The sequence below is a fragment of the Variovorax sp. Varisp53 genome, assembly GCF_059491555.1.
This window is the reverse complement of sequence record NZ_CP168512.1, coordinates 5,031,215-5,050,089: the sequence shown is the minus strand read 5'-3', so window position 1 is coordinate 5,050,089 and position 18,875 is coordinate 5,031,215. Positions and strand designations below refer to the sequence as shown.

Annotated in this window: 11 protein-coding genes and 1 pseudogene; 6 read left to right on the top strand and 6 right to left on the bottom strand. The window is 60.5% G+C overall.

What is annotated here, in order from left to right; genetic code table 11:
* Positions 1-112 precede the first annotated feature (112 nt).
* Entirely contained in the window at positions 113-910 is a 798-nt protein-coding gene (locus tag ACEOAB_RS23660) for a hypothetical protein (protein WP_413747664.1), read from the bottom strand.
* 146 nt (positions 911-1,056) lie between these two features.
* On the bottom strand, positions 1,057-1,623 hold the full coding sequence (locus ACEOAB_RS23655) for a DUF4399 domain-containing protein (protein WP_413747665.1): 567 nt from the start codon (positions 1,621-1,623) through the stop codon (positions 1,057-1,059).
* Between the two features lie 1,020 nt (positions 1,624-2,643).
* On the opposite strand from ACEOAB_RS23655, the gene ACEOAB_RS23650 reads away from it, so the two are divergent.
* Positions 2,644-7,164 (top strand): sacsin N-terminal ATP-binding-like domain-containing protein, encoded by a 4,521-nt coding sequence (locus tag ACEOAB_RS23650; protein ID WP_495653147.1) that lies wholly within the window; start codon positions 2,644-2,646, stop codon positions 7,162-7,164.
* A 731-nt stretch (positions 7,165-7,895) separates the two neighbouring features.
* Positions 7,896-8,450, top strand: a pseudogene (locus ACEOAB_RS23645) (transposase); the annotation flags it as partial.
* 155 nt (positions 8,451-8,605) lie between these two features.
* Here ACEOAB_RS23645 and ACEOAB_RS23640 read toward each other — a convergent pair.
* The 3 genes from ACEOAB_RS23640 to ACEOAB_RS23630 form a co-directional block, all read right to left on the bottom strand.
* Entirely contained in the window at positions 8,606-9,604 is a 999-nt protein-coding gene (locus ACEOAB_RS23640; RefSeq protein ID WP_413747667.1) for a trypsin-like serine peptidase, read from the bottom strand.
* Positions 9,605-10,242: 638 nt separating this feature from the next.
* Positions 10,243-11,136: a zinc metalloprotease gene (locus ACEOAB_RS23635; RefSeq protein WP_413747668.1), complete on the bottom strand. Its 894-nt coding sequence runs from the start codon at positions 11,134-11,136 to the stop codon at positions 10,243-10,245.
* A gap of 275 nt (positions 11,137-11,411) precedes the next feature.
* Complete coding sequence (locus ACEOAB_RS23630; protein ID WP_413747669.1) at positions 11,412-12,599, bottom strand: hypothetical protein; 1,188 nt, start codon at positions 12,597-12,599, stop codon at positions 11,412-11,414.
* 656 nt (positions 12,600-13,255) lie between these two features.
* Here ACEOAB_RS23630 and ACEOAB_RS23625 point away from each other — a divergent pair.
* Complete coding sequence (locus ACEOAB_RS23625) at positions 13,256-14,344, top strand: helix-turn-helix transcriptional regulator (protein ID WP_413747670.1); 1,089 nt, start codon at positions 13,256-13,258, stop codon at positions 14,342-14,344.
* Between the two features lie 425 nt (positions 14,345-14,769).
* Here ACEOAB_RS23625 and ACEOAB_RS23620 read toward each other — a convergent pair whose 3' ends face one another.
* Complete coding sequence (locus ACEOAB_RS23620; protein WP_413747674.1) at positions 14,770-15,942, bottom strand: transcriptional regulator domain-containing protein; 1,173 nt, start codon at positions 15,940-15,942, stop codon at positions 14,770-14,772.
* Positions 15,943-16,385: 443 nt separating this feature from the next.
* Between ACEOAB_RS23620 and ACEOAB_RS23615 the strand changes: the two genes are divergently transcribed.
* The 3 genes from ACEOAB_RS23615 to ACEOAB_RS23605 all read left to right on the top strand — a co-directional run bounded on the left by ACEOAB_RS23615 (position 16,386) and on the right by ACEOAB_RS23605 (position 18,694).
* Entirely contained in the window at positions 16,386-16,721 is a 336-nt protein-coding gene (locus ACEOAB_RS23615) for a helix-turn-helix transcriptional regulator (protein ID WP_495653146.1), read from the top strand.
* Positions 16,714-17,655, top strand: coding sequence for a hypothetical protein (locus ACEOAB_RS23610; protein WP_413747671.1), 942 nt, complete (start codon positions 16,714-16,716; stop codon positions 17,653-17,655). Before ACEOAB_RS23615 ends, ACEOAB_RS23610 begins: the two co-directional genes overlap by 8 nt.
* 478 nt (positions 17,656-18,133) lie before the next feature.
* The gene (locus ACEOAB_RS23605; RefSeq protein ID WP_413751390.1) at positions 18,134-18,694 is read left to right on the top strand and encodes a hypothetical protein; all 561 of its coding nucleotides are present in this window, start codon (positions 18,134-18,136) and stop codon (positions 18,692-18,694) included.
* The last annotated feature ends 181 nt before the right edge of the window (positions 18,695-18,875 follow it).

The following is an 18,875-nucleotide window of genomic DNA, read 5'->3' as shown; positions in this document are numbered from 1 at the left end:
ATCCAGCAGTTCTTTTTTTGGGGGAGAGCTCTCTTTGTCGATCAATGACCATGGGTGAATTCGAATTTGTTCGACGCGGCAACAACGCCTGAACCTTCATGCAGGCCCATTGCTAGGCTTTCACGGAGACGTGAATGTGTGCCCGGTTTTCGTACCAGACCCAATCGAACCCCGCTTCGACCGCGAGACGACCGAGGCGTCCCAGCTTTGCTCTGTCTAGGTCGCTGGTGGTCAGGTCAGCCGCCCGGCCCTCATAGTGCAGGCTATTGCCCGCATGCTCATTGTTTTCGTCCCAGGCCTCGGTCACACGCAGCCTAACGCCTGGCCATTCGGTCGCGACGGCTATTGCCACGGCGTCGAGTCCTTGCTTCATGCGCGCGGTCATCATCCGGTCAGCGCCAGTCTTCTCTTCGTCCTTGAAGATGATGGCGGTATTCGCGTTCGAGACTAGATTGGCGAACTCCGGGTCTGTGCGCCCGATCTTTTTCCTGATCGCGCCGCTGGCGTCCACCTCACTCTTTGCTGGTACCTTTTCACCCAGCGTCAGATCTGGCGCGCGCGCAGTCTCTGCTGTCCAGGTCCCTGCAAACTGATGCCCAGCGTCACGACATGACTCCCAATCGGGCCGCTGCTGAGATACGCCGTGTAGATGTGCCAGTCTTGCAAGGGTGGCCGCTTGAACGGGCTGAAGAATTTCCTTGCCCGCGACCGGAGTGGTGAGCAATTGACTCATTTTCGCGAGGCTGTCGAGGAGTGCACCGGTCTCAACTGCAACGTCCAGCGGAGCTTGCTTGCGCGAAGCCGTGTGGCGGCTTTGAGTCGGAATGACAAGTCTGTCTGAAGAAGACTTCATTCGCTCCTGCGTCTCCGGAGCGGCGGCGTTGGGGGTGTTTTTCCTTGCGGGTGCCATGCCTCTTCTCCTCGTTGTGCGCCGATGGCTACGGTTGCCTTTCGGGCGTGCTCATCGTTCCGAAAATACTGGCAGCCGACCACGTCGTCATCACTAAGACTGGGGATGCGAGGCGCAGCCGCATGTGCTTGAGATACTGGCAGACGCTAGTTGACCTTGGAAAGCACGGTGACCTCAATCTCGCGGCTGGCCACGTAGTACGGCACGTGCTCGTGGTTGGCGAAGAGCAGGCGCAACTTGTGCTTTCCGGGCGGTAGGTCGAGCACGGCATCCGTTTCGCCATTGCCGTAGTGCTTGCAGTGTTGATGCAGGTACTCGCCTGGCTTGTCGAAGGGAATCGGAGCCTTGATGTCGACCGGCAGCGGCATGTTGATCAGGATGTGGTGGTGGCCGGTGTTTCTAATGTCACCCGCGATCACCGGGGAGACACCCATTCCGGAAACCACGAATGCCACGCGAAAGGGCGACTTGACCTGGTCGCCATTCTTGATGTTTGTGAAGTACAACAGCTTTTCGCCGGGCAAGAAGGGGTGGGTGCGATCGCTAGCACGGATGTCGCTGATGACTGAGTCGGCCGTTTCTAGCGATCGAATTGTTGAATCGGTGCGGGCTGGAGCGGTTGGTGGTTGAGCGCCGGTAGCCGCAATGGAGGCAGAGATGTACAGCGCGCTGCAGGCCGCAGTTAGCGCTCGCAGATGAGAATAGACCCTCATTTTCTCGAAGGCTCGTATTGAAGGAGGAGCATGTGGGCCGGCTTCCGCATAAACATCGCAAATACGGGATTGCGCCTAAGTATGGCTGACCCGCGAGAAGCGAAGGGAAGTGGATGTACGAGCTCGATAACTTATCTGCACGGTTGGCCGGCTTTGCATTAGATCAACTGCGCAATCGCTGGGGCGCGGTCAATGTTTCTAACGCCTCGAGGCAGGTGTGAGTCTGCAGATGTGAGAGGGCGCGCCTGTGACTTGTCTATCTCAGCTCGAGAGGTGAGATTGCACCAATCACCGATAACGAGGCATTCTCGGGACTCAGGTTATCGCAACTTGGTCAAGCACTCATCAACGGCGTGGTTCTGACCTAGCTGTTCACCAGAGCTCGCCTTCGTAAACGGCTGCTTCTCGTGAGTTGACACTAGGCAGGCTCCGCCCCGGGGTAGACGCGTGTTCTCAGGACCTTCGTTTTCTTAAACTATTCGATGCCAATGGCTTCGGGCCTTGGATATCCCCTCAGTACGCGGAGATCATGGAACAGGTGTCAATGAACTCGGATCGGATCGGATCGGACCGCGCCGTACGGGACACCTTTGATGTAAAGGACAATGGCGACGTTAATCTACGGTGCAGGAAGAACCTTCGCGCCAAGCAGTTGCCTCTTGGATACTCCGAGCTGGAATCGACAGTGAGGGACTCGGCGGCGAAGTTGACGATGCTCTGGAACTCTCCGAACAGACAGAAAGTTGAGGCAATTGAGCGCAGCCGCGCGAAAGGCCGGTGTTCGGCGCAGGCCAACGGAGGTGCCGGCCGTAAGCGGCACTTTGTCTCTGGCTGCTTTGCGGCAGTCCCTTAGTGACGTTCCCAGGATTATTTTGTCCTTCACCAAACGATTGACGAGAGCATCGGCGATAAGGTCTCTAGTTTTTGGCATCGGGACAAGTACCACGCTCTGCGGCGCGTGTGAGATTGCGTTCCAGCAAACGGTCGAGATAAGCTCCGCTAGAAGGAGGCCAGGTCATCATGACAACGGTTGAGATTGGCGGGGAGGAGATCGACGGGAGGGCTGCGGCGGACCGGTTGGCCAACGAATGGAACGACCGCGGATGGATGCCACTCGACCCCTCGGCGGAATGGGCGCGGGCCGCCATCGGGCGGCTCGGCGAGATAATTGCTGCGCAGCCGTCGATGCTACGCGCTAGTATGCGTGGCGCCGGCAAGGGCGCGAGCTCATTAAGCCCGCGTCCGTTCCAGGGGTTGGTGGAGTGCCTCCAGAATGCAGACGACCTCGGTGCGGTCTCCCTACGGGTTGCCTATCGGACGTCTCCCCGCCCCGAACTTCTGATCGCCCATGACGGATCGCCGGTCACGTTGGCGAACGTCGGCGCGATGCTGCTTCCATGGCTGTCGACCAAGGATGATGATCCCGAGGCGTCCGGCCGCTTCGGTATCGGCCAGCGTACGCTCAGCTCGTTGGGCGGCCCCATCGAAATGCACGCTCCGCCATTCCATTTCGTCATGAGAGACGATGGCCCGGGGCAGTGCGAGCCCGCAGCCGACGTCGAAAATGTCTACGACGCGGCGCAGCGCCACACCATGCTCGTCATCCCCCTGTTCTCGACCGTGTCCGCCATGGCGATCGCCTCAGCTGTGAGCGAGCTGAACGTCGACTCTTTGATCTTCCTGAAGAGCATCCGCGGGCTTTACTTCCGGAACCTCGAGAATCCTTCCGAGGACCTGGATTTCGCCGTCGAGATGACGCCGGGTGGGAGCAGAGAGATCGACTTCCAGGGCGAAGCAACCCAGGTGGACGTGACTGAGGTCAGGGTTCTCGCGCCGGCCTCAGAGGCAGAGCGGACACGATACCGACGCTACTCCACCAGACGTTCTGTTGGCCCCGATGAGACGCGATCCAACAAGGCGACGGGATCAAGCACGCCGATCGAGATCTGCGTGCCGCTGGCGACGGCGCGGCCGCTGCGGCTCTATGATCGGATGCCGCTGCCGGTCCGGACTGGACTGCCAATTGGCCTCAACGCTCAGTTCGATCCGGATTCAGCCAGGTCCACGCTGCAGCCCAACGACTGGAACATTGCGCGCTTTACCGATCTCGGTCGCTTGGTCACCTGGGCCGCGCTGAAGGAGTTCTCCGAAGGGAGCGCTTCGTCGTGGAACCACGTCCCGCTCGAGGCCGAGGCCAATGACGGAGAAGGCTGGACAGAGGTGCAGGTCCGAGCGCTTGTCGCGTCGTGCCATAGCGATCTCCGCGAGCAGCTGCTTATCCGCACTGGCACGGGTACGACGGCCCTCGCCGATATAGCTTACGAGCATGAGGATCTCGAAGCACTGCTAACGGAAACCGACGTCGAGCGGCTTCGACCGAATAGTGTCGCGATGCCTCGCGCCGGCCGAGATGCCAAAGGGCGATGGCGACAGGTGCTAGACGAGCTGAGCCAGTGCGAGGTTGTCGGGGTCAGCGACGCGCTCGACGTGATCGATGGGGGCGGTGAGCGTGGGCCAGATTGGTACGTGTCGTTCGCGGCACTTGCAGAACGGCATCGGTTGACGGACGAGTTCTCGGCTCGTCCCGGCATCTTGCTCGACAACGGTGTGGCGACGGCCCGGCCTCAGCAAGGCGATCCTTGGGTCCTCGTCAGGCGATCATCGTTCGATGCTCTCGCGACGCGGCTCGGTCTGGTCCGACGCATCCATCCGGCTTACCTCGACTCTGAGGCGCCAACGACGGCGTTCCTCTCGAAGCTCGAGAAGCTCGGAGTCCTGTTCGATGATCGCGACGCGGGTGACGATGTCTTCGCGATACTCGGCCGTAGTCCCGCGACCGGCTCCGGGCTGGACGTACCGGTGAGACTGGAGAACGACGACCTGATCGCACTTCGAGGCGCCTGGGCCCACCTTGCTCGCGACCAGCACGCGGCACTAGGTCCGAGGATTGGGCGCAGCATCGAGCTCAAGGTCATGTGGTATGGGGCCGACGGCAAGCGTGCGACGGGCTGGGCCCGGCCTATTGAGACCTACCTTCCCGCTGCTATCGATCGCGAGGTCGACAGTTTCGCCAAGGCAGCCGGCCGCGCGCCGGGCCTAAAGTGGGTCGACCCCGAATATGCCCGGCTGCTCAAGCAACAGGCCGGCCGCTCAGCCATCGGTGCTCAGCGGCTTCTCGCGGCGTGGGGCGTCGCGCGCGAGCCGCGGCTCGTTAAGCCCGCCGACGAGCGGCCCCGCTGGGCTCGTGACACGACTCCGGCGAGTTCGGTAGGAGATATGCAGACGCCGGAGCAACTGCAGGCCATCCGGGCAGGTAGGAACACCCACCTGATCGACGACCACTGGTCGCCCGATGCCGACATCGTGGTCGCCGACATCGCGAAGTCGCCCATAAAGTTGAGACGCAAGCGGGCGGTGGCGTTCCTTGCCACGCTCAGTCGTGGATGGGAGCGGCGCTACTCCGAAGCCGCGACGGCGATCCCGGCTTCCGCATACAACGGCTACTGGCAGCGCAGCACCGAGGTCCGCGCGACATGGCTTGCTCGGCTCGCCGGCGTGAAGTGGATGCCGGATGCCGCGAACGGCCTCCAGCGGCCCGCAGACCTTCAGCTCCAGGTGCCGGGCAGCCCGCCTCGCCCCTTGGAGCGATCGACAACGGTCGCCAAGTTCGACAGCCACATATTGCGTTCGGGTGTTCTCGTCGCGCTCGGGGTAAAGGCCGGCCCGACGCAGCGGGATCTTGTCGCCAGACTGCAGGCGCTGCGCAAGGCGGAGGTCACAAGGTCCGTCAGCGAGGAAGCCACTGCAACCTATCAGTTGCTAGCGGCGTCACTACGGGATGGGGGCGAGGGGGTTCCGGACGAGCGCATGACCGCGGCGCAGCTGAGGAACGCATTTCGCGCGGGGATCGACGGCCAGGGGCTCCTGTTGGTCGACGGCCAATGGAACTCTCCGGAGCAGGTGTTCCGGGGGCCCGCGTTGTTCGGGGCACGGCGCGCGTTCGCGCCGCACGTCGAAGGCCTCGAACCGCTCTGGAAGGTGCTGGGTGTCGGCCTGCCGACTGCGGCCGACGCGATCGCCGTTCTCAAGGAGATGGCGGTAGGCCGGCCGTCCTTCGCTGATCTCGGCATCGCCATTCGCGCCTATACGCTGATCGCGACAGAGATCGGGGAGATGTCATCCCAGCTGCGCACTACCCTGAAGCGGCTGCCGCTCTGGACTGGAGGCGCCTGGGTAACCGATCGGCCGGTCTACGCGCTCGAGGGTGAGGCGCTTCTTGCGAGCGCACCTCCGCAGATGCGCGTCTGGCAGGCGGGCATCACCTCCTTCTCGGCGGTCGAGGCGTTGCTGGAGCCGCTCGGCGTCGTACGGCTCACCCCGATGGACTTCCACGCGGCATCGACACCTGCCTACGGGCTGGCCGAGGGCGAGTCGCATCGCCCGATCTTCGCCTGTGCCATCTCTCTCCTCCGGCAGGAGCTCGTCAGGGCAGATCAGCTTTTGCTCGACTCGCTCTCCCTCGATTGGGACGAGCTGCTCGCCGCGCCTGTCGTGATCGACCCGCAGTTGTCGATCGTCGCTAACCTGTCCTCCGGCCAAGTCGTCCTGCCGGCCCGTGCCCACATGGGGCGTGAGCCGTTGCGCCTTATCGTGCGAGGTCCGGCCGATCTTCCGACTGCCGAAGGCGCCGGCGCTGCGGTCGCATCCCTATTTTCCGGCGACCGCCAGAAAGCGGCATGGGCATGGGCGTCGGTATGGCCGCGCGCGGTCGCCGGTGAGCAGGCCGAGGGTGCGGTGATGCCGAAGACGCGGGAGGAGCGTGGCGATGGCAAGGAGCGTCTCGAGAGGCTCGCTAAACAGGCTGCGCAGCGCACGAAGCCGAAGCAAGGGGCAAGTAAAAGCGAAGCTCCGAAGCCGGTCGGCAAACAGCCAGTCCAGGTGCGGAGGCTGCGGGAGCTGGAGAGCCTGGAGCCGTCCGCGGGCGAGATCGTGAATGAGGGTGCCAAGCCCTCGGGCGGGATGGTCTTCGCGAAGCGCCGGGCGGCCAAGCCGCGCGTGTTCACCGATGGCGAAAGCAAGTCTGAGCAGTTCGGCGCGCCTCGGGTGCGGACGGTGCTACCACCGAGTAGCGACCGCGAGCGGATGGCACTGGATGCCGTCCGGCGTGCGCTACGGTTGGACGTGAAGCAGTTCAACGACCTACGAGCGGCCAGGGGCATTGGGGTCGACGCAATTGATGAGCTCAGGCAGTGCTACGAGATCAAGATGAGTTCGGGATCTAGCATGCCCAGCGACGTGACGCTGACCGCCAGTGAGGTGGAGGCCGCGCGAAACGACGAGGACTTCTTTCTCGCAATCGTAAGCGGCCTCGAGGACGGCGCGGGTCAGCTACGCGTCCGCTTTATCTTCGACCCCCTGGCCAACCTGGAAGTGAGGATCCGTGGGGATTTGACCCTCACGGGCGTCGACAAGGCCGAAGCCTTGGAGTTTCGTTTCGATAATCAACCGACTGAGTCGAAAGTCAGCCAGTCGTCCAGCTAGGTGCTTTTGGGAACTGGCATAGCGGCCGCTTCAGTGTAGTGTTGAGTGGGGAGTTGGTGATTTGCTGGTCGGCTTCATCATCTGGTCGCAGTGCTATCCGCGTCCACGGGAAGGTAAGCGGCGGCAATCGCTGCCCTCGTCGAAGATTTTCGTTCAACTCATGCCGCAAGCGTCGTGGGACGACGTGAGTGTTCGAGATGTCTAAGTGTGGCGCCGCTCTTCAAGAGGCCAGCATGGTAATGGCTGCAGTCGCACCAGCGGTTGCTAGCGCGTATGTCTCTTCTGGGACGGTACCGGCACCCGGTGCAGCATCCTGCCGCTTTGCGACGCACACCCGACTCGCGAAAGTTTGGCATCTCGCGAGTTACGCAATTTCGAGCTGATCGAGCACTCATCAGCAATGAGGTGTTTGCGCTCGCTGTGCTAACGCTGGCGGCCATGGTCGCATTCTTGTGAGTTGAGGGCGGCGACTGATCTAACTGACGATAAAACGGTGTTGACGTGCTTGTGGTTATCGTCGGTTGGGAGGCCGACCTCATCGTTGGAGCGAATGTGGTTCGTATCGGAGGCGCTTCGATAGGGCGGGGCAGGGCATGGCTCCACAAACCGACACACGGAATCTCGCGCGTACTAGGCGGCTGCTTCAGACTGATTGTGTTGAAAAACTCCGCTGAATTCTAGGAACTGGCTCGCAGTTTGCATGCCTTTCGTCATCGATGGAGGTACGCATCATGATGGGTCAGAGCACTGTTCAAGACCAGTTGTTCTACGCATTCAACCTGGAAGACCGCGTCCCACGCGATCACCTGCTAAGAGGCGTTGATCGCTTCCTCGATCTCGGCGAATTGCGCCAACATCTTGCTCCGTTTTACAGCCACACTGGCCGGCCCTCGATCGATCCCGAACTCATGATCCGCATGCTCGTCATCGGCTACTGCCTGGGCATCCGATCTGAGCGCCGGCTGTGCGAGGAAATCCATCTCAATCTGGCCTATCGTTGGTTCTGTCGCCTCGGCCTCGAGAACGGGGTGCCCGATCACTCGACCTTCTCCAAGAACCGCCACGGCCGCTTCCGCCCGAGCGACGGGTTGCGCTTCGTCTTCGAGACAGTGCTGCGCCGTTGCATGACCGAAGGCTTGGTTCAAGGCGAAGGATTCGCCGTCGATGCCAGCATCATCAAGGCCGACGCCAATCGCGGGCGCAACGTTCCAGCTTCCGACATTGCCCAATGGCGCCAGGGCACCCAGTGCAACCGCGCGGTGCGCGAATACCTTGATGCACTCGATGCCAACAATCCGGTGGGCGACTGGATTGCCGTGGCAGGGACAGAATGCGTAGTCATGCATGCAATGCAACCAGTCGGGATGACAGATCAAGGGGCGGCAATCGCTGCGCTACCGTCGACAGTCGGGAACTGCCCACTTATTAGGTCGTCTTGATGTCACGGCCTTGGCAGGGCTAAGCCATAGTTCGGAAAGTACTCGGTGCGTGCCAGATCGCAAGGCGGCCGCCCTGCGCCTATGGATCCGGTATGCACGCCAACCAAATTGAAAGAATTGCCTCGAACGGCCAGCAGTGGGGAGCCGCTCAAGCCTCCCTGTGAATCACATGCGTGCGACAGGCACTTGTTCTCCTGACTGGCCACGCGGCATTTGAACGAATCGTCCACATACATGGTCTGACGCAAGACCCTCTTAAAATCCTGCGCTGAAATCCTGCCTTCGACGAACTCCTGGATCGATTGCCCGGAAATGTTGGGCCACACGAAGTTCAGTTGCTCCCAGGTGCCTGCAACCTCAAAGGTAAAGCTCTTGCGTCCGGAGGCGTCGAAATCACTGAGCGCCACGATCGCGACGTCGTCTTCTGGGTGAACGACGTCGAACGAGTCAGTCTGGGCCTGCGCAGTAACGGGAAAGTGCACGCCGTACATGCGTGTGCTTCCATCCAGGAGGAAGGCCCGCGTGTTCCTGCGCACGGCCAGCGGGATCGGCGTCGTGCGGTTTCCCGCCTTGGCCATATTGGTCTGCACATCCAATGCGCGCGGATCCACAACACAGTGCTTTGCGGTCAGCACCAGGTTGTCGCGGAAGTTGAAGCCAAGGCAATAGATCTCCAATGGCGACTCGCCCGACGGATCCTTGACGGTAAGGAATACGAGCGAGGCGAGCGGCAAATCCGCCGTGGGCCTGGACAAGCAGCTGTCCAACAAGATGGAGTTGGCCTCAATTACCGCCAGCGCCCGATCTCCCGGTGACCACCGAGTGGAGTTCAGCAGTTCGTTGATTACCTCATACCCGGCTTGGCAACTCGCCATTCGACCGCTTGTCCGGTAGACACGGACCTGCTCCAGCATTTCCTCGGGACGCGGAGGCAGGCGCTTTCCGACCTTCAGCCGCCGCTGCTGCTGTACCGTGAGCAAAGACCTTTTGAGGTCGCCCATGTAGGCGAGCTTCTCTACCCTGGCGGCGTACAGCGCGCCGACCTCGGCAGCTATCTGTGGCGTCAGACCCAGCTGCGCCGCCGAAGTTTCGCGAACGACGTGCAGGGTCGAGAAGCTGCTGCGGTCTCGAATCTCCGACGGATCCAGACCTACGCGCGGAGGGTCTGATTCAAAAAAAAAAACCCCTATCGCGGCAGTTGAGGTCGAGCAAACACCCTAGCTGGGCAGTCGGATAGATCCTGCTGGGATCAAACTCCCGGATCGACGAGCCTTTGAAGCTCGAGCTCCCGCGCTTCTGGACGCTGGGCTTTGCGGCCGGAGAGAGTTGCTGTACCGAGCAGTCTCTAGATCCTGCACATCCCCCCGGTCTTCCAGGCGGAACCGGCGCGTCCTGCTTGCCGTCCTTACCCACGACAATCGCAGGTGCATTCTGACTCTGTACCCGAGCGCCTTGGACGGGCTCGCAGGTCTTGTCCTCCAAGCAACCGCCGGATGGCTTCGGTTGAACCGGCCGCTGATTGCGTGGATCGGATGAGCCGCGCATATTGGACGACTGGGCCAAGGCGGTCGAGACGCCGAGCGTCGCCGCACATGCGAACGCAGCGAGCAACAGTGAAGAAGTCTTCATAAGCGTTCTCCTACTTGGGATATTGGGCGCGCAGCAATGTCAAATCCGCCTTCGATGGCGCTGTGTTCTGTGCAGAGAGATAGCACGGCGACGTCGCACCGCGCTTGAAATACTCAGGAGCGAACTGATAGAACATCAGCGACGTGTTGTCCGGATCGGAAGTCGCACCGACTTGGCCGAATGTGAACTGGCCGAAGTTGGTCTTCATTTCTAGATCGGTCCACTTCAGTGCCGTCTGGATCCGGGGCAGATCAAACTCGTTCTGGCAGTTCAGCGATGGGTGCTGGTGTTCGTGCAGCGCACCGTACGCGTGGAGCACCTCGTGCATGACGACCGCCCGCTGACTGGGAGTCCAGGCATCGGATACATCGAGGTTCTGCAGCTTCATGGTGGGCAACGGGTAAGGGATCAACAGCGCGTCTGTTCCCACGTAGGAGCTGTATCCCTTGTCGCGAAAGCTCACCCGGATCTGCGACGTCTTGGACTGGCAGGTCTTGGTGCTTTGCTTGATCCCCAGATTTGTTTCGTTGGCAAGCTCGGTGAAGACCGCGATCACGCGGGATCGCGCATCTTCGCTTCCGTTAAGGAAGCACACCTCCAGGAGCGTCTTGTCGGGCCACAGCGACTTGGAGAAGACTGATTCCAGTGAGCTCTCGAAGTTCGTGCTACGGATGCCGTTGGCCTTCAGGACCGCTTGGCGTTGCGCCGGAGGAAGGTTCGCCGCATCCTTGAGCGCCTGTGCCACCTGCGGCTCGCGCAGCGTCTGCCGCTCCTTGAGCAGCCGGACCGTCTCCTTGGGCAAGTGGGGATCGATCAGAAGGCCTTGGACGTCATGGGCCAGTGCTGCAGGCGCCGCGATGATGACGGCGCCTGCGCATACCGCGCGTACGAGACACTTAAACATCGCTGTACACCTCCTCGCTGGCCTAAAGCCTATTTCGGATGCTGCGTGGCCGCACCACCCGAATTGATGTTGACTGCACTCACGACGGCGGCGGCTCAATCGCCTTTCGAGCGCTCAAAAGTCCAGTCAAACAAGTGAATCCCGACCGCCGGGATCTCCACGCATTCCCAGTACCCTGTCGCCTGGCACGGAGTGATCGCGACTCGTCCATGCTGGCCACTTTCGCAGCGGTTTGCTCGCCGGCGACGCTGATCGCCTCGCCCGAGGTCGCTGAGCTAAGCTGGCAATCCAACCAGCATGAGCTTGCAACTGCTGTTTGCCGGAATGGCGCTCATGCTGACCACGTCGGGCATTCCTTTGGCGAGCGCCCATAGCACAATACGCCCGTCGAAGTCGTTCAAGCCCAGTTTGACGATGTCGTTCACCACGTTGTGGCAAAGAGTGTCGTAGGCGCGCAGCTTGATCGCAGCATCTGTACTCCCGAACAGCGGAATCGAGCTTTGCACATAGGGGCGGCTACGCAGATACGCTTCAACCGTGATGGCAGCGCCAGGCGGTGGGGTCAGCAGGAAGGCAAGGACCTCTGACGCTCTAAGCCCGCTCGCGACGCGCTGCTCTCCCTTGATGACATCTTCGGCGCAGTAGTCGGACCCGGCAGTGCTGGCGGGCGCGCAGATGCGCACCGGACTGAAAATCGATGGCTTCGGATCGTCGAAGCCGACATACCAGCTCCCCACGGGTTTGGGCTCTGCCCTGTAGTCGCCTTCCTCGACTGGCAATAGCAGCCGGACCTCCACGCCCGCGTCGCCAAGGGCGAAAGGATGCGAATTTCGCGTGGGTGCCAAGTCGCGCTCAGTGGTGAGCTGCTCCACGATCGAGGTGCCGAAAAGCTGAGATATGGCCGCGTCGGCTGCCTGCGCTTTCTCGCGGGACGCCTGGCTGGCAAGCGTGTTGACGACGGTCGGCTCCTTGACTAGCTTGTCGGCGACCTGTAGCGCCACCGAGAGCGCAGCAGCGAAACCTTGGGATTGGTAGGTATTGTCCGACTTGAGCTTGAAGGTGAGCTTCGGGACGCTGGAACTCCCGTCGTTTCGAACCAGGAAGTAGGGGAAGGAGTAGTCACTGTGGGAGATGACCCGCTCCCACTTCTCGCCGTTGGTGTTGCTTTGCCACCCGGTTGTCACCAGAGACGCGACCTGTTCATGGGTCTCAACCTTGAACGTGAGGGAAAAATTGGTCGCCGTCTCCTTGCCCCAGATAGCGCGAGTAATCCAATAGCGCGGCTCGTACTTCATCGGCCTCCCACCCTCGGGCGCGGCGAGTTTTCCGGTGACGTCTGGCTTTGCATTGGACTCGAGATCACCGCGCACCATCAGCCTCGTATACGTTCCCGCAATCCTCCCTTTGCGATCTGCGGCATCGCTCGCCTTCGGATTGATCACAAGGAAGTTGGTGAGTTTCACGTACTCCTTGGTCGTGGTCGCCTCTTGCCCCTTACCCCCCGCAGTCGTCCCCTGAGACGAATCGGCTAGACCTTTCGCCCCTTCCTTGGCCTGGCCTGCAGCATCGGGTGGTGTTGAAGGAGACGCAGCGGGCGATTGCGCCGGTCCCGCTGCTGGCAAAACTGAAGCTGCTGCCGGTGGAGCTGGCGGCGCGGGTGGCGGTGGAGGCACAGCCGCAGCCGGCGGGACAAAAATTTGTTGAGTCGAGGGCGGGCCGGATGCGCAGGCGGCGAGGAGCGTTACCACGCTGAGCAAGGCCGTCGTGGTTAGTCCTCGGTTCATTGGGATCCCTCCAGTAGATGTGTTGCTTGTACAAAATTCCATTGCACTTGGAATCATCAATTGGGTTGAGCCGGCATACAAGACGAATACATGCATTCCACTGGCTGCCGCATGTTGCGGTGCACGATAGTGCGAGTTGGGGCCTCGCTACTTGCACTCCTTGCCGCCGTCGAGATGCCTTGTTTGGCCTGCATCGTCGTGGCATCTCCACCAGCTGTCATCACTAAAATGAGTGATGGCTACGTGACGCTAATTCCACGACATTCCCATGTGCGGGCTGGCTTGGTGGCGCAGGCGCGCAGGTCGACCCACTATTGCGTTCAGGAGGAAAGCCCATGCAGTCCGACCCCGAACTGTGCAATGCGCTCGAGGCAGTTCATCACCTCTCGGATCCCGACCCTCCGTGGTCCGCCATCCTTTCTACGGCCAACCGGCTGGTGGGAAGCGATGCGGCCGTGTTGATCGTCTTCGAGGGCACCGGCGTGGTCGACGTTCAGCAGTCGGGTGCCGATTCGGCCGCGGTGCGCGACTACGCGGAGCACTTCCATACGGAAGACGTCATGACCAAGCCGAACGTGGCGAAGCCCGAGGGCTCTTGGCTGGATACGCAGGCGCTGCTTCCGAAGCCCCTGCGCGAGCGCAATGCCTACTACGTCGACTTCATGTGCAAGCACCGCATGAGGCAGCTCTACTCGTTCATCATCGAGAACGGTCCGGACAGAAGAACGAGTTTTGGATTCCAGCGCGCATCGGCGTGGGACGGGCTGTCTTCCTTTCTCGCGAGCGAGCGAATTCGCACCTACAGCCAGGCGGTCCGGCTGGCGGCGGAACGGCGCCGGGCGCACGCGGCTTCCTGGCTCGCCGCGACCGACAGCGCCTTCGACGCATTGGACGAAGCCAGCTGCCTTGTCCATGGCACGGGCCAGGTGGTGCACGCTTCTCCAGCCGCGAAAGCCATCTTCGACACGCGTGGAAGCGTCGTCGTTCAGGGGGCGCGGCTCTCTCATCCGAATGCCAGGGAGCGCGAACGATTGCTGGCGGCGGTGCTGCGCGCCGCAAGGGCCGGCCAGGTCGAGCGGCTCGCTTTCAGGGACAGCCGCTGCGCCGGCCCGCTGCACCTCGAGTTGCTGTGCGCCAATCCCGCGCTGCGCTTCGGCAGGGAACCGATGGTCTTCATCCGGCTGCGGCGCGCGGCCACGGGCCTCCTGGCAAGCCCGGACCTGTTGTCGCAGGCGCTCGACATCACGCTGGCCGAAGCGCGCGTGCTGCATGCGCTGGCCACCGGTGTTTCGTTGAACGACTATGCGCTGCGCCGTGGCGTGTCCATCCACACCGTGCGCAAGCAGGTGGCAACAATGATGGTGAAAATGGACTGCACGAGGCAAGTGGACCTGGTACGGGCGGCCCTCCTTGTGGGGCAGTGACCAGGCCGCGCATACGCTTCACCGCCTCCCTTGCTCGAAAGCTCTTGCCCCTCGAGCAGCTCACTTCGCAGCACGCCTGTATGAATATACAGTAGTTTTGGGGGCATTTGATCCAGCACTTATGACTCCTGATGAGCGAAACGGGGCTGGGGTGTGAGCGTCTGGTTCTGGCTGGGAGAAACGCATTCATGGAAAAGCGTGAGTCGGTTTTCCGATGGCCGTGACGAGGATCGGATCATCGCCACCTTGCGGCTGTACGTATCGAGGATGGTTGCTACGTAGCAGGACCCGGTCCCCCAGCGCTTTGCGGCCGCCCAATACGTATTTAATCCGCCATGCGGCTGGGACGGCATGGCGCGCACCAGATGCGCAGCAACCGAACCGAGGGATTGGGCAGCTTGCCCTAACCACCGATAACTGGGTGTTTACGTGCCTGTCGTTATCGTCGGTCTGCGATTCGTGTCCTTGAGGAATGCCAACGACCTGTAGCCCACATTGCGCAGCATGTCTGCGCGTCGAAAGGCCTTCTCGAGTCGTTCGTACTCCGAGTCCTTGGACTTGACCCTTGGATCCTTGAGAACGATTCGGATCGCCTGTGCGATGCGACCATGTTGAGGCATGTCTCCGAGGGAATCGTAGGCGTCCAGCAACTCGAGACCTCGCTCATAGGTCGATAGGACGCCAGACACTTCAATCTCGCCGGGAAGAGGGACAGTCATTGACGCCGAGGTGCTCAAGCGCTTCTGCTGAGGGATCAGAAGTTCTCGAGCTGCGGCAAGCTGAGCATTTAGGGGTTGGGTCAGATCAAACTGGATGTTGAAGTGGCCATCTACTCTTTCCATGCCGTTGGGTCCTCTAACTTGATGGACGGAGTGGTAGATCGCCTTTGGAGAGCCTAGCCGCGAACGTAGCTCTCGCTCCCGCTCCATATCGAACGCAAATTCCGGATAGTCGCGTGCCAGTTCAATTTCGTTGGCAAAAGGCGGTCGAGGCCACCCGTACATCGGAGTATGGCCAACGACCGAGCCCAATGGGTATTCCTCGATGTTGAGCTTGCGAGGTAGTTCATCGAGTTTGGGTAACTCAGAATCCCGCTCCCCGGGCAAAGGCCTGCTTCTCCGCGTCGGCGTGAAAACGTTGATCAAACCCAGTCGAAGCGCTGCCTGAAATTCTGTGCTGTGTTCATCTGCAATGGCAAGGTTTAGGCTACCCACTTGATCAAATGGCTGACAGTCTGCGGGTATGGCAGTGCCTGGATCAAGCCACTCAGTAAGCAGGAACGCCATTGGGTCGAGGTAGTGCTTCGCCTCGAAGTAGTGGCCTTCCAGTCGGCCCTGGTTGACTTCGCGTCGATGAATGAATGGGCGGCCGGTTTGTAGGCAGGCCTGAACCCAGGGCGCATAGCGTCGCTTCCAGGGGCCTAAGAGCTCGAGAGATGTATTTATCTGATCGCGTTCTGCTAGCGACAACTCCCCATCGTCGTCGAAGGCTTGGCGCCATTCCCTATACGAGCAACGGTAGCTCTGATTGCGACGCAGGTATTCCCACGCCCATTGAGCATTTGTCAGATCAGATGTCACATCGTTCACGGTGGCAATTTTCCAAGTGCTGCTCGATCAGCGGCGACCGCAAGTCTACAGCTCGGCAAACCTACTGGGACGATGCCGCGAGGGTGCAGCGGAAGCGCTCCTCTCTCTCCAGTAACGCGTCGATGGACGTGATCGTTCCGTGCGCTAGGGATTGTCCTGCATCCAATTTGCCCAGGTCTCCAAATGACCTTTCGATTTATCTGAACCGTTTCGGAACGCAGCGGGCGGCAAATAGTTTCCGACAACGAAATCTCCCTGCGGGGTGCAATACCTCCATCGAAACAGAAGGAGATTCAACGAAGCGTAGAGAAATCTAGATGCACTAGCGCAAGCAGCAGAGATGCCATCGATCTTGTGCAATCACAACTCCCGTAAAACTTGCTTCTTTAACCACGTAGGAACGGCCCGCCCGGAGTCGAGCTCTTCAAACGTAGAGATTCTTATGACTACCAATGAATCAGAGAGAAAAAATTCTTCCGACGAAAAAGTATCCCTTCAGCCCTGAAGAAAGAGAAGTTCCGTCGACTGCCCATGATCTTCAGCCAGCCAGCGGGCCGGTAAAGCCGCGGCGTGCTGGTCCTTCGACCGAACGCCTCATGCCTATGTCTGAGGTACTAGAGATTACGGCCATGTCGCGCAGTACGCTGTACAACAAGCTGCGAGCGGGGGAGTTCGTTCGCCCGGTAGAGACCAGCTTGCGGTCTGTCCGATTCCTCGAATCTGAGGTTCGGAATTGGATCGCGCAACTTGTCGAAGAGCGTGACCGTAAGGGAGGGGGCAATGAGTAAGAGCAAAACTCCTTTTGCGCTGTCCCCGATGGGATACGGCTTGATGGTGGTGGTGATCTACGCCGCGCACTACTTTGCCCTGGTTCGCCGGGTATTGGAGCGCCAGGCCTTGCGCGGTCTCTCGAGCGCCGGCATATCTATGCCAGGGCCGTTGTCGCTCACGTCGATCTATAGCACCTCGGTGGAGCTAGCAGAGGCCCAAGCACTTGCCAGTTCTCCAGCGCTTGTTGAAACCGATGTTGACCATCACTTCGAGGTATTTGGTCTGAATCGGTCCATAGATCCGCTGCTCGAAGAAGGGCTGGGTCTGCTTGGAGTGCCGATTAGGCTCGCGAAGGGCTCTTGGGTCAGCGTTTCGGACGGCGGCTTTCCGCTTGGTGCGCCGCAAGCCAGTATTGGGCTCGACCGTCTCCGAGCTCTCAGTGTTCGGTCTCAGGTGCGGACGATGCTGTTCGTTAACGGCACTACTTTGCCTACGGCATTCCCATTGCGGGACTACTGCGACCAACGCGTTGACGTGAGAGCGTGTGAGCCGGATCCCGGCGGCCTTGGTGCATTCTCGATCACCTGCCCAGCGTTTGAAAGTCTTCATGCGTTGGGTATGGGGGCTGCGATGTGCAGCTTTCAGATTCACAAGGGGCGCTATCGCTTCAAGTCCTCGCCGTTCATCGCAGCGACGGTGGAGAACCGCTACATGTGGATGCTCTATTGCGCAGGCATGCGCATGGAGAAGATCGGGGAACGGTTCAAGCTGAGTCGATCCGCGGTGAGCCGTCGCCTGAGCGGTATGCCGGGCAAGCAAGAGCTTGATCTTCCTGACGATTGGGAGGAGGCCTATCGGATGCTTCTTGATGCTGAGAGCCCTCTGAATCAGGCGCGGAAGGAAGGCCGTGGCAGTGAAGGAACTGGAGAGGAGGACCAAGGTCGAGAGTAGCTCCTCTCTCATGCACGGTTGAGTGCCGTGCAGCACTTGCGAGCGTGCGCACCGTGCGCGTGATTCGGAAAAACGACGCACGGTGCGCACGCCAGCAAGTATCAGTCGCTGTTCAGGAGGTGTTCTTCTTGAAAAAATTGCTCTGTGAGAAATTGCAATGAAAACACCGCAAACGCAAACCAAACCGGGGTGGCTGTAATAACAGGGTAATAACAGTAGACAGTAGGTCTAGGTAGGGGTGAATACAGGCAGGCGGGCAAGGGTGAAGGGCGGGAAGGGTCTATGCACTCCATAGCTCCTCCCCGCCGTTCCCGAATCCCTAATGGACGCCGAAATGATTCGTCTGGATCCTGTTGCGAAGGATCCCCTTCAATGCCTCGCTGTTGGGGCACAACTTGTAAATGTAGTGGAGTGCCCTGCGTGGCACTCGGGGCAGATCCTTGCCCAAAGACACCGAACTAAAGAAAGGAAAATAGATATGGCTAAGTCGAAAAAAGAGAAGAAGGTTGTTATCCCAATCGTGCACGAGCCGATCATCGATTGGTTGACCTTCGTCGCCCCTTGGGGCGTCGGGCCCAAGTACTTGCGCGGTGACGAGGAAGGCGATGCGTTCGAGCCCGTGCAAGCTCGCCTCGAGGAGATGACCCAGGAGGGGCTGTGCAAGATGTGGCGCGACGCGGGGAGTCGCTACCGTGTCCGGACGCGTGTGACGCTGCCTGGTGGAGCAAAGGTGCTCGTCGAGTTTGGTGCCAAGGACCCATTGAATCAGAAAGGTGCAGTTCGCGTCGACTTCAACCCCAGCAAGCTGGAGGCAGGGGACATCGAATACCTGCATGCATTCATCCGCCGCGCGATTGGCAAGTCCTACGACACCCACTTGCTGGATGCGATCGTCAACCGTCTGGACATGGCAATCGATGTGGAGAACGTTTTGCTCGGTGATCTGCTCGTCGACTACAAGGGCGCGCACGAGACGACGATGTTTGGCAAGCGGGTGAAGAAGAACAAGGTCGAGACCATGTGTTACGTCCCACGATAGTTTCGAGAGCCGGTCCCGCGCTAAGTGAGGCCGATCGGAGGGTGGCGTCCCGGGCTCGCATAGCCCGGACGCGGACCGCGAGGAAGGTGAGACGAAGGTGGTCAGCGGTCGACCGGTCGGGCGTGATCGCAGGCACTCGCGAGGCACCATGAGCAACGCCGCCGGCGGTCAAGCTGGCGGC

Bases quoted from the DNA above. Each gene is read 5' to 3' on its own strand.
- ACEOAB_RS23650 (WP_495653147.1), top strand. From the start codon at position 2,644: ATGACAACGGTTGAGATTGGCGGGGAGGAGATCGACGGGAGGGCTGCG.
- ACEOAB_RS23640 (WP_413747667.1), bottom strand. From the start codon at position 9,604: ATGGGCGACCTCAAAAGGTCTTTGCTCACGGTACAGCAGCAGCGGCGG.
- ACEOAB_RS23610 (WP_413747671.1), top strand. From the start codon at position 16,714: ATGAGTAAGAGCAAAACTCCTTTTGCGCTGTCCCCGATGGGATACGGC.
- ACEOAB_RS23655 (WP_413747665.1), bottom strand. From the start codon at position 1,623: ATGAGGGTCTATTCTCATCTGCGAGCGCTAACTGCGGCCTGCAGCGCG.
- ACEOAB_RS23615 (WP_495653146.1), top strand. From the start codon at position 16,386: ATGAATCAGAGAGAAAAAATTCTTCCGACGAAAAAGTATCCCTTCAGC.
- ACEOAB_RS23660 (WP_413747664.1), bottom strand. From the start codon at position 910: ATGGCACCCGCAAGGAAAAACACCCCCAACGCCGCCGCTCCGGAGACG.
- ACEOAB_RS23605 (WP_413751390.1), top strand. From the start codon at position 18,134: ATGGCTAAGTCGAAAAAAGAGAAGAAGGTTGTTATCCCAATCGTGCAC.
- ACEOAB_RS23625 (WP_413747670.1), top strand. From the start codon at position 13,256: ATGCAGTCCGACCCCGAACTGTGCAATGCGCTCGAGGCAGTTCATCAC.
- ACEOAB_RS23635 (WP_413747668.1), bottom strand. From the start codon at position 11,136: ATGTTTAAGTGTCTCGTACGCGCGGTATGCGCAGGCGCCGTCATCATC.